This is a genomic window from Prevotella sp. HMSC077E09 (assembly GCF_001814685.1).
Lineage (GTDB): Bacteria > Bacteroidota > Bacteroidia > Bacteroidales > Bacteroidaceae > Prevotella > Prevotella oris.
This window is the reverse complement of record NZ_KV817591.1, coordinates 1-1951: the sequence shown is the minus strand read 5'-3', so window position 1 is coordinate 1951 and position 1951 is coordinate 1. Positions and strand designations below refer to the sequence as shown.

Genomic DNA, 1951 nt, shown 5'->3' with positions numbered 1-1951 from the left:
ATATCTTCTTCATCTTTTCTTCTACTTAAAAGTTAAACCTTAGTCCTGCAGAAACAGCCGGACGGAAACGATGCACGTCCGTTCCAAAGAGGAAACGTCCCTGCGCCTTTACAAGAAAGAGAACCCTGTCCGTTAGAAACACTTCCACCGAACCATGCACGGCACCGCCATAGACAAGGCGGGAGCGGTCGAGCAGTGTTGCCCCATCGAGTAGCAGCTTTTTATCCTCGTTCAGCTGCTCATAGCCACCCAAAGCGGATATACCACCATAGAGAAACATGTTCTTACCTCTGTCGGAGAAAACAGGGTGCATATAGCCCACCTGCAAGAGTGCATCCTTGAGTTTTACGTTATAACTTCTGTACGGCATATTCTGCTGTTCATACTCTGCCATAACAAAGGTATAGTTCTCACAACCCAGATATCGGGTAAGTGATGCTCCCATGCCGAAATTGTCAGCTGCAAGGAACTTTTCACCCTTGATAAGCGGAACACTCCCCACGACCTCTATTCCCCTTTGCTTGGGTATCAGTCGCTGTGCCTGCGATGGCAAGCTAAAAGCCATTGCCACCGCTGCACAAACCGATAAAATGATTTTCTTCTTCATAATGTCTACCATTTCAGTTTGAGGTTATCAATCCTCTTTGCCAGCAGCAGGTCCTCTGCCGTTACATAAAAAGTCAGTGTACGACCGCCATTTCGCTCATAGAGCGTCACTTCAAGCTGCTTGTCTTCTGCAAGAGAGAACTGCTCGAGCGCAAACACAGTGTGTTCACTGCCCATACCCCGCACCTGCATCACTTGATGATAGGCGCGAAGTGGCTGCAATACTTGTTCCTGTATAGCGGTGCGCTTCGCCATCTTCTTATCCACCACCTTAAAGGTGATAAAATCCACCGAGTACGGCATATTCGTACCGTTTTCCATACGAGTGTGGAAATACAGCAAGCCATTATGGGCATACAAGCCACGAAGCAGGAACTTCATACCGAACTGCTGTGCACCAATGTGCTTAATGCAGCGTCTGTCATTCTGATAGATGGTCTGCATCATCAGCTTTACTAATACGGGCGACTCGTTGCCAAGTTCCTTAAAGTAAATATCAGAGCGGTTGCTTGGCAGGCGTCCGTCCGTTGGTGACAAGAAGTCTTTCATCTCTATGCTCAACTTCTCCGGCTCATCGGCATACTTTATATTAAAAGCGTAAAATGAGCCGTCCTCACAGATGACAGTGATATTGGTCTCCGTCTCAAAGTCCTTCACTGAAGCCTTTACACGTAGTACGTTCTCTGCATCCTCCGCCTTCCCTGCGATGATGTTCTGTGAACCTAAGTCTACATAGCGAATGGCAGAAGGGAAGATAAGATGCACGGTCTTGTCAAAGGTAACGTCCAGACCATACGGCAGTACGACACGCCCCGTTGGAATGGCACGGCTCATACCTTGAAAAAGCTCTCCCGAAGTAAGCGGACGGCTTGGTGTCAGACCATCATTGTTTTCCTGTGCTGTGGCTGTTGCTCCCACCATGGCAAGCATAGCCATTGATAAAATAATTTTCTTCATTGTTCCTTTTGATTTGATGTTATTTTTTACTTATCATTTTCGATTGTTTTATTTGGACTGAACCAAGAAAAGGCGGTAGCCACCCTTGAGCGTTACCTTGACGGTGCGCAGTTTCTTCTGAAGCAGCTGACTTGCACCCTGCATCACCCCACGGGCAGCCTCGGAGATAATCTGGTCTTTGGCAGAGGAAGCGAAGGTAAAGGAGGTTCCCATTGAATCGCCGATGTTCGCCCCGACTTCCTTAAGCGCATTGATGTCCTCCGAACCAGGTATATACACACCCTCCTGCCCATCTGTGTCGTATGCCGAGAGCTTGACGGCTATGATATGCCCGTCCATCTCAATGCTTTTGATAAGCAGGTGCATACGGTTACCCTCAATCTTAGCG

3 protein-coding genes are annotated in these 1951 nt (G+C 48.0%); all 3 read right to left on the bottom strand.

Going from position 1 to position 1951, the window contains the following annotated elements:
• Positions 1 to 25: 25 nt before the first annotated feature.
• Positions 26 to 619, bottom strand: coding sequence for a conjugal transfer protein TraO (locus tag HMPREF2983_RS11195; RefSeq protein WP_070668435.1), 594 nt, complete (start codon positions 617 to 619; stop codon positions 26 to 28).
• Positions 613 to 1563: a conjugative transposon protein TraN gene (traN, locus tag HMPREF2983_RS11190; protein ID WP_070668431.1), complete on the bottom strand. Its 951-nt coding sequence runs from the start codon at positions 1561 to 1563 to the stop codon at positions 613 to 615. The genes HMPREF2983_RS11195 and traN overlap by 7 nt, the downstream gene beginning before the upstream one ends.
• A gap of 48 nt (positions 1564 to 1611) precedes the next feature.
• A partial coding sequence (traM, locus tag HMPREF2983_RS11185) for a conjugative transposon protein TraM (protein WP_141757661.1) occupies positions 1612 to 1951 on the bottom strand: 340 nt, incomplete at its 5' end.

Excerpts from the sequence above, each read along its gene's own strand:
- HMPREF2983_RS11195 (WP_070668435.1), bottom strand. The coding sequence starts at position 619 with ATGGTAGACATTATGAAGAAGAAAATCATTTTATCGGTTTGTGCAGCG.
- traN (WP_070668431.1), bottom strand. The coding sequence starts at position 1,563 with ATGAAGAAAATTATTTTATCAATGGCTATGCTTGCCATGGTGGGAGCA.